We start from the raw sequence: 8,667 nt of genomic DNA, 5'->3' as shown, positions 1-8,667 counted from the left end.
CACCGAGCACCTGCTGCACATGCTGCGCTCGCAGGGCCGGTTCTGCGCGGGCTCCGGCTCCCCGATGTACGGGGAGCTCTTGGAGCTGGTGGCGGGCGACGTCGAAACGGGCGGCGCGTTCGCGAGCATCTTGTCCGGCCACGAGGACGCACCCTCGCGCCACGCGGTGCCGCTTCGGTTGCTCGGCGGGCTGCACCGGTTGGTCCTCGACGGCCGGGCACCGGAATTGCGGCGCTGGTATCCCAGCGCCGGGGGTGACTGGGACGCGGCGAACGCCTGGCCCGAGATCCTGCACACCGCGGCCCAGCACGCCGACACGTTGCGCGCCGCGCTTCATCAGCCGCCGCAGACCAACGAGGTGGGCCGATCCGCCGCGCTGATCGGTGGGCTACTGCGTCTCAATCGCGGATTTGATTTGCCGATAAGGCTTTTCGAAATCGGATCGAGCGCGGGGCTGAACATGCGCGCCGACCACTACCGCTACCGATACAACGGCGGCCGGTGGGGACCGGCCGACTCGCCGGTGACCATCGACGACGCCTGGCGTGGCGCCCTGCCGCCCGACGGCGCCGTCCGCATCGTCGAGCGAAACGGCTACGACATCGCGCCCATCGACGTCACCGGCGCCGACGGGGAAATAACCGCCTTGAGCTACGTCTGGCCCGACCAGGACTCCCGGTTGCACCGGCTGCGCGGCGCCATCGCCGTCGCCCGGAACGTTCCGGCGCGGCTCGAGCGCCGAACGGCGGCCGAGGCGGTGGCCGGCCTGACCCTTGCCGGCGGCGCGCTGACCGTGCTGTGGCATTCGATCACCTGGCAGTACCTGTCCGACGAGGAGCGCGCCGCGGTCCGCGACGGGATCGAGTCGCTCGGCGGGCAAGCCGACACCCGGTCACCGTTCGCCCACCTGACTCTGGAGCCGGCCCGCGAAGGGCGCGGCACGCCGATCAGGTTTTTGGTGCGGGCCCGCTACTGGCCGGGTGGCGAGCTCGCAATCCTCGCCGAATGCCATCCGCACGGCCCGCCGGTGAATTGGCAGTAGCCACAACGGCGAAAATCTTTCGCGTCCAACCCGACGTCTACGGCCGGGTGCTGGTGCTCGCCGAGCCGGCCCGCCGGCCGTACGGCGTGACCGCCGAATGCGCCGACGATCAGGGAGGCCGCTTCTACCTCGATGAGCTCAGAGCCTCGGGATTGGCGATCCGGACCGGCGCCCCGTCCAGCCAGGCGACGACGGCGTCTATGGTGTCCGAGTAGAAGGCGCTCAGCATTTCGCGGGTGACGTATCCCAGGTGGGGAGACAGCGTCACGTTCGCCAGCGCCCGCAACGGATGGTCGGGCGGGGGCGGTTCGGTGTCGTAGACGTCCAGCCCGGCCCCGGCGATGCGCCCGGCTTCGAGCGCGTCGATCAGAGCGACCTCGTCCACGATCGGCCCGCGTGAGGTGTTGATCAAGTAGGCGTGTGGCTGCATCACGGCCAGCTCGGGCTGACCGACCAGGCCCCGGGTGCGCTCGGAGAGAACCAGGTGGATGGAGACCACGTCGGATTCCCCGAACAGGGTCGCCTTCTCGACTCGGCGGGCGCCGGCCCCCGCGGCGGCCTCCTCGGTGAGATTTTGGCTCCACGCAATGACCTGCATGCCAAACACTTTCGCGTATTCGGCCATGCGTTTGCCCGTCCTGCCCAGGCCGAGAAGCCCAAGCGTCTTGCCGGACAATGTCATACCGGTGGTCGTCTGCCATCCCCCGTCACGCATGCGCCGATGCTCTTCGGCCAGATTGCGCACCGTCGCGATCATCAGCCCCCAGGCCAGTTCCGGGGTCGCGTCGCGAACCGACCTGAATCGCGGGTTGGCGAAGTCCGAGTGGGCGACCAGCACGCCGCGCTCGGTGGCGGCGGCCATGTCCAGGTTCGGCAGGCTCCTGCCGACGATCGTGATCAGTTTGAGGTTCGGCAGCCGCTCGATGAGCGTGCGCGGCAACGCCATCCGCTCGCGCAGCGTGCAGATCACGTCGAATGGCCGCAACGCTTCCGCGGCCTCGGCCTCGGACAGGTGCCGGTCGAAAACGGTTACCTCAGCACGGGTCCGCACCGGCGACCAGTCGGCGAGGTCGAGGGCCACGCCGGCGTAATCGTCGAGTATCGCGACCCTGGGCATGCGGGCGTCAGCCCAGCACCTCGGCGATGGGTGCGGCGGAGGCGATCTTGGCCCGGACCTTCATGACCTTGCCGGGCAGCCCGCCGCCGACCACGCCTACCAGCACCCCGTCGCGCTCGTAATAGGCCAGGAATTTGCGCCCGTCGTCCTGGACGAGGTGGACGGTGTCGGTGGCTTCGGGCTCCCCGAGGCACTGGATCTTGACGTCGTACTGGTCGCTCCAGAAATACGGCACCACCACGGCCGACGGCACGTCCTGCCCGAGCATCGCGGGCACCACCACCCGGGCCTGGTCGGCGACGTTGCTCCAATGTTCCACGCGCGCTTGGTGTCCCGTCGTATCGCGCCAGGAGGCGACGTCGCCGAGCGCCCACACGTTGGGCGCGCTGGTGCGCCCGGCCTCGTCGCAGATGACGCCGTTGTCGACGTCGACGCCGCTGCCCTCGAGCCACTCGGTCGCCGGACGTGATCCGATGCCGACCACGACCAGGTCGGCCGCCAGCTCCGTGCCGTCGGTCAGCACCACGGTGTCCACGTGCCCCCGGCCGCGCACCTCCGCCACACCGATCCCGAGGCGGACGTCGACACCCTCGTCGCGATGCAGCCGCGCCACCAGCTGCCCGATCTGCTCACCGAGTATCGCCGCCAGCGGCGTCGGCTGGGGTTCGACCAACACCACGTCCACCCCCAGGCTGCGCAGGCTGGCCGCCACCTCGCACCCGATGAAACCGGCGCCGACGACCACGGCGCGCCGCGCGGCGGACGCGTGCTCGCGCAACGCCATGCTCTCGTCGAACGAGCGCAGCACCCGAATCCCGTCCAGGTCCGGGAAAGCCGGAATGCGCCGGGGCACCAGCCCGGTGGCGATGACGAGTTCGTCGTAGCCGAGCGCCGTTCCGTCGGCCAGCGTCACTGTCTGCTTTGCCGTATCCACTGCGGTGGCCGCGGAACCCAGCCGCAGTGTGATGTCCTTCTCGTCGTACCACTCGCGCGGTTTGAGGGCCACGTCGTCGACCTCTTTGCGCAGCACCTCCTTGGACAGCGGCGGTCGGTCGTAGGGCACATGAACCTCGTCGCTGACGATCGTGATGCGGCCGGTGTATTCCGACCGGCGCAGTTGCTCGGCGGTCCGGGCGGCGGCAAGCCCGCCACCCACGATCACGATGTGCTTGACGCCTTCGCTACTGGCCACGTGGTGTTCATACCACGATCGCCGGTCAGTACTTCAAGGCGCCCTTGTCGACGGGGATCTGTGTGCCCGACAGTGTGCCCGAGCCGTGGCCAGCCAACCAGACGACGACATCGGATACCTCGTCGGCCGTCATGAACCCCTTGTACTGCATCGGCATTGGCGGGAAGCTGTGCACGTAGCGCGGATGCTTGGCAAAGATCTCCATCATCGCCTCGGGCTCGATCATCGGGGTGTCGACCGAGTAGGGGTGGATGGAGTTGACCCGGATGTCGTATTCGCCGAGTTCGATCGCCAAGGTGTTGGTCAGCCCGGTGAGCCCGTACTTGCTCGCGGCGTAATGGCCGTTGCCGGGCGTGGCCTTAAGTCCGGCCGCCGAGCTGACGACGACGATGGAACCCCCGTTGCCGGCCTCGATCATCGCGGGGATCGCGGCGCGCAGGGTGCGCCAGGTGCCGGTCAGGTTGATCCCGATCACGGTGTCCCACTGCTCGTCGGTCAGCTCCCAGACCCGGCCCCAGCCGAGCACCCCGGCGTTGGCGACCAGGATGTCGAGCCGGCCGAATTGTTCGACGCCGTCGGCCACCAGCTGCCGCAGCGCGGCGTCGTCTCGGATGTCGACCTCGCGGGCCAGCACCTTGCGGCCCTCGGCTTCGACCAGGCGGACAGTCTCGCTGAGGTCCTCGGGCGTGGCCGGCGTGTAGGTGAGGGTGTCGGACGCCCGCGCGCAGATGTCGAGTGCGATGATGTCGGCGCCTTCCCGGGCAAGCCGCACCGCGTGCGACCGCCCCTGCGCCCGGGCGGCGCCGGTAACGAACGCCACCCGTCCCTGCAGTGCTCCAGCCTGTCCAGACACGTATGCCCCTTTCGCCGCCTGTCAGGCTAGCAGCGGAACTGAAACGTGTTCTAATGCGCCCGGTGGGTTCAGATTTCGGAGATGATCTGGGCCCGTCGGCTGTTGTACTCCTGGTCGGTCAGCGCGCCGGAACGCAGCGTCTCCAGCTCTTGGAGGCGCTGCGCGATCGACGGTTGCGGGGGTGTGACGACGGGTGCGAGACCGCCGGCCGCCGCGGGCTGGGGGGCCGGAGCCTGTTGTTCGGCCGCCCGTCGCACCACCGCCTGGATCTGCTGGCGCAACGCCGGATTGGACCGGATGTCGACCATCCGGTTGAGCGGAACGTTGTTGGCCTTGAGGATCTGCAGGATCTCCATCAGAGGGCCGGCCTGCCCGCTGAGGTCGTAGGTCTTGTTGTCTTCGGCCACCGTGAACTGCGCCGGCATCAACCCGTTGACCAAAGCGCTGCGCTCCCAGTCGATCCGGTATTCACCGGTGGTGGGGTTGACCAGTACCACGACCTTGCGGGCGTTGAGGTTGCCGAGCCGGGTGACGCTGGCGATCACCCTGTCTTCGCTGTCGAACGGCAGCAGCCCGGGCCCGGAGATGTGCAGGTGCACCTTGACCACCTGCTGATTGTTGATCCAGGTCCCGGTCTCGCTGAGGCCGGTGATTTGGGCGAGCGCCAGCACGCCGTTCTGCTCGAGCTCCGCGTTCTTGGCGGACGACTTGGCCCCGAAGTTGGCCAGCGCGAGCGCGATCACCACGTCGGCCACGGTGATCAGCAGGCCGACGTAGAGCATCCACTGCAGGAGGTCACCCAACCCGAGGGTGAAGTAGACGACCAAAAAGATCGGCCCGACCAGGCCGCCGCACAGCAAAACGATCAGCTGTGCCTTCAGGTAGCGCGCCAACACGTGTCTCTCCTCGTCTCGCTGGGAAGTCCGTGTCAGATTAGCGCTGTCGCCAGCGCGATGCTCGCAAACCGCCGTCGAGCGCCCGTCACTCCTCCGAAGGCTCGGCCGCCGCGGCCGTTGCCGGAGAGTAGGCCGGCGTGCCGGGTCGTACCGCCGCCGCAGGGGCGCCGGGCGCTGACGCCGGCATCGCCGCCAGCGGCGTAACCGCAGAAGCGGGCGCCGCCGCCGCCGGCGTCTCGCCGATGCCGAGCTCTTCGGCGCTTCCCGCGGCCTCGACGGCACCGCCGGATCCGGCCAGCCCGCCGCTCCCACCGGCCGCCGCGGGGACGGCGCCGAGGTTTTGACCCGCGACCAATCCGCCGGTGAAGCCGGCTCCGCCGGTGCCGAACGATCCGCCGCCGCCACCGGCGGCCGCGGCCGCGGCCGCGGGGTCGGCGGCGACGCTGCTGATCAGCTGGCCAGCCGCGCCGCTACCACCGGTACCGAATGCGCCGGGCCCGACACTGGCGGTGGCCGCCGGGGCCCCGGCAGCGCCGCCGCCGGACGCGGCGGCCGACGCCACCGCCTGGATAGGGGCGCTGATGCCGCTCATCACCCCTTGCTCCAGGGTCTGCAGCGGCGATGCGTTCGCGGCCTCGGCGAGCGCATACTGCGCCGCGCCGCCGGTCATGAGCCCGACAAACTGCTCGTGAAACAGCGCCGCCTGGGCGCTGAGCGCCTGATAGGCCTCCGCGTGCGCGCCGAACAGCGCGGCGATTGTCGCCGAGATCTCGTCCGCGCCGGCCGCCAGCACCCCCTGCGTGGGGCCCAACGCCGCCACGTTGGCGGAGCTGATCGTCGAACCTATGTTCGCCAGGTCGGACGCCGCCCCAGCCAGGTACTCGGGCGTCGCGAAGACGAACGACATCCGAACCTCCCGGGCAGGCCACGACCAATGAGCAATCGCCCGGTCATTAGACACGGACGCAATAAGCGTGAATCTATCGTAACCTGCGCGGTCCACCTCCAAGTTCCACCGATTGAGCGGACCGAAAATACGCTAAGCCCGGGCTGCCGATCGGCGGCCCGGGCTTAGCGGTGCAGGGACTACTTGGTGATCTTGACTACCCGGCCGGCGCCGACGGTGCGGCCACCCTCGCGGATCGCGAACCGCAGCCCCTCGTCCATGGCGACGGGCTGGATCAGCTTCACATTGATGTTGGTGTTGTCGCCGGGCATCACCATCTCGGTGCCCTCCGGCAGCGTCACCACACCGGTCACGTCGGTGGTGCGGAAGTAGAACTGCGGACGGTAGTTGTTGAAGAACGGCGTGTGCCGACCGCCCTCGTCCTTGGACAGGATGTAGACCTGGCCCTCGAACTCGGTGTGCGGGGTGGTGGTGCCCGGCTTGACCACAACCTGGCCGCGCTCGACGTCCTCGCGCTTGATGCCGCGCAGCAGCAGGCCGACATTGTCACCGGCCTGCCCCTGGTCGAGCAGTTTGCGGAACATCTCCACGCCAGTGACCGTGGTCTTGGTGCTGGTCGGCTTGATGCCGACGATCTCGACTTCCTCGTTCACGTTGATGACGCCGCGCTCGACACGACCGGTGACCACGGTGCCACGGCCGGTGATGGTGAAGACGTCCTCGACGGGCATCAGGAACGGCTTCTCGGTCTCGCGGACCGGGTCCGGAATCGACTCGTCGACGGCGTTCATCAGCTCCTCGACGGACTCGACCCACTTGGCGTCGCCCTCGAGCGCCTTGAGCGCCGAGACCCGCACCACCGGGGCGTCCTCGTCGAATTCCTGGGCGGCCAGCAGCTCGCGGACCTCCAGCTCGACGAGCTCGAGCAGCTCCTCGTCGTCCACGGCGTCGGCCTTGTTCAGCGCGACCAGAATGTAGGGCACGCCGACCTGGCGGGCCAGCAGCACGTGCTCACGAGTCTGCGGCATCGGGCCGTCAGTCGCGGCGACCACCAGGATGGCGCCGTCCATCTGGGCCGCGCCGGTGATCATGTTCTTGATGTAGTCGGCGTGACCAGGGGCGTCGACGTGCGCGTAGTGACGCTTGTCGGTCTGATACTCCACGTGCGCGATGTTGATGGTGATACCGCGCTGACGCTCCTCAGGCGCGTTGTCGATCTGGTCGAACGCCTTCGACTCGTTCAGGTCCGGATACTTGTCGTGCAGGACCTTGGTGATAGCCGCGGTCAGTGTGGTCTTGCCGTGGTCAACGTGACCAATGGTCCCGATGTTGACGTGGGGCTTGGTCCGCTGGAACTTCGCCTTCGCCACTGTTGTGTCCTCCGACTTGTTGGTGCTTTGTTAAGCAGTTTTGATGTTTACAGTTGTGCCGCGGTGTGACCCGGCAAGGTTACTCCGACCAAAGCTGGATCCGATGCTCGGCTCTCCCCCGCAAGCGGGAGGGACCCCCACGCTCGTAAGCTTCGCTTACTCGCCGTCGCCTTCGTCACTGGCCCGTCGCCTTCGCGATGATCTCCTTCGACACGTTCGCCGGAACTTCGGCGTACGAGTCGAACACCATGGAGTAGTTCGCCCGGCCTTGAGTCTTGGACCGCAGGTCGCCGACGTAGCCGAACATCTCCGACAACGGCACGTGCGCCCGAACGACGCGCGCACCGCTACGCTCCTCCATGGCCTGGATCTGGCCACGGCGGGAGTTCAGGTCGCCGATCACGTCACCCATGTAGTCCTCGGGCGTGGTGACCTCGACGGCCATGATCGGTTCCAGGATCACCGGCTGTGCTTGCGCCGCAGCCTTTTTCAGCACCTGTGAACCGGCGATCTTGAATGCCATTTCCGACGAGTCGACCTCGTGGAAGGAGCCGTCGAGCAGGGTGACCTTCAGGTTGACCAGCGGGTAGCCGGCCAGCACGCCGTACTGCATGGCGTCCTGCGCGCCGGCGTCCACCGACGGGATGTACTCGCGCGGGATGCGCCCACCGGTGACCTTGTTCTCGAACTCGTAGGTCGCACCGTCTTCGCCCTTGAACGGCTCGATGGAGATGAGCACCTTCGCGAACTGGCCCGAGCCGCCGGTCTGCTTCTTGTGGACGTATTGTTCCGTGATTTTCTTGGTGAAGGTTTCGCGGTACGCCACCTGCGGCTCGCCCATGACGCCCTCGACACCGAATTCGGTGCGCATGCGGTCGAGCGTGACTTCGAGATGCAGCTCACCCATGCCGCGCAGAATGGTCTGCCCGGTATCGCGATCTGTTTCCAGGTGCAAGGAAGGATCCGCGCGGACCATCTTGCCCAGCGCGGCGCTGAATTTTTCTTGCTCGGCCTTCGACTTTGCTTCGACCGACACCGAGATGACCGGGTCGGGGAAGCGCATGCGCTCCAGGATCACCGGCGCGTTGGCGTCGCACAGTGTGTCGCCGGTATCCGTCTCGGACAGTGAAACGAAGGCAATGATGTCGCCGGCGCGGGCTTCTTCGATCGGGTTGGCTTCCTTGGCGAACATCTCGACCATTCGGCCGATCTTCTCGCGCTTGCCCCGCGTCGAGTTGATGACCGACATGCCCTAGCTGATGACCCCGGAAAAGACGCGGCAGAAGTACA

Annotated in this window: 7 protein-coding genes and 1 pseudogene; 1 reads left to right on the top strand and 7 read right to left on the bottom strand. The window is 67.8% G+C overall.

Going from position 1 to position 8,667, the window contains the following annotated elements:
• Positions 1 to 1,042 (top strand): DUF2332 family protein (locus JWP83_RS16110; RefSeq protein WP_297731706.1); only part of this gene is annotated, 1,042 nt, incomplete at its 5' end.
• A 124-nt stretch (positions 1,043 to 1,166) separates the two neighbouring features.
• On the opposite strand, the gene JWP83_RS16105 is transcribed toward JWP83_RS16110, so the two are convergent.
• The 7 genes and pseudogenes from JWP83_RS16105 to JWP83_RS16075 all read right to left on the bottom strand — a co-directional run.
• A complete protein-coding gene (locus JWP83_RS16105; RefSeq protein ID WP_297731703.1) occupies positions 1,167 to 2,159 on the bottom strand; it encodes a D-2-hydroxyacid dehydrogenase family protein in 993 nt (330 codons plus the stop codon).
• Positions 2,160 to 2,166: 7 nt separating this feature from the next.
• On the bottom strand, positions 2,167 to 3,351 hold the full coding sequence (locus JWP83_RS16100; RefSeq protein WP_297731700.1) for an FAD/NAD(P)-binding oxidoreductase: 1,185 nt from the start codon (positions 3,349 to 3,351) through the stop codon (positions 2,167 to 2,169).
• Between the two features lie 25 nt (positions 3,352 to 3,376).
• Positions 3,377 to 4,204, bottom strand: a complete 828-nt coding sequence (locus JWP83_RS16095; RefSeq protein WP_297731697.1) for a mycofactocin-coupled SDR family oxidoreductase — start codon at positions 4,202 to 4,204, stop codon at positions 3,377 to 3,379.
• Positions 4,205 to 4,272: 68 nt separating this feature from the next.
• Complete coding sequence (locus tag JWP83_RS16090; protein ID WP_297731694.1) at positions 4,273 to 5,100, bottom strand: SHOCT domain-containing protein; 828 nt, start codon at positions 5,098 to 5,100, stop codon at positions 4,273 to 4,275.
• Between the two features lie 85 nt (positions 5,101 to 5,185).
• Positions 5,186 to 6,007, bottom strand: coding sequence for a PE family protein (locus tag JWP83_RS16085; protein WP_297731691.1), 822 nt, complete (start codon positions 6,005 to 6,007; stop codon positions 5,186 to 5,188).
• Positions 6,008 to 6,186: 179 nt separating this feature from the next.
• Complete coding sequence (gene tuf, locus JWP83_RS16080; RefSeq protein WP_297731688.1) at positions 6,187 to 7,377, bottom strand: elongation factor Tu; 1,191 nt, start codon at positions 7,375 to 7,377, stop codon at positions 6,187 to 6,189.
• Positions 7,378 to 7,552: 175 nt separating this feature from the next.
• Positions 7,553 to 8,667 (bottom strand): annotated as a pseudogene (locus JWP83_RS16075) (elongation factor G); the annotation flags it as partial.

This window comes from Mycobacterium sp. (assembly GCF_025965855.1).
In the GTDB taxonomy this organism is placed as follows: domain Bacteria; phylum Actinomycetota; class Actinomycetes; order Mycobacteriales; family Mycobacteriaceae; genus Mycobacterium.
Note: the sequence above shows the minus strand (reverse complement) of the source record. Positions and strands in the feature narration are given on the sequence as shown.

Coding starts and splice junctions, on each gene's coding strand:
- JWP83_RS16085 (WP_297731691.1), bottom strand. CDS start 6,007: ATGTCGTTCGTCTTCGCGACGCCCGAGTACCTGGCTGGGGCGGCGTCC.
- JWP83_RS16105 (WP_297731703.1), bottom strand. CDS start 2,159: ATGCCCAGGGTCGCGATACTCGACGATTACGCCGGCGTGGCCCTCGAC.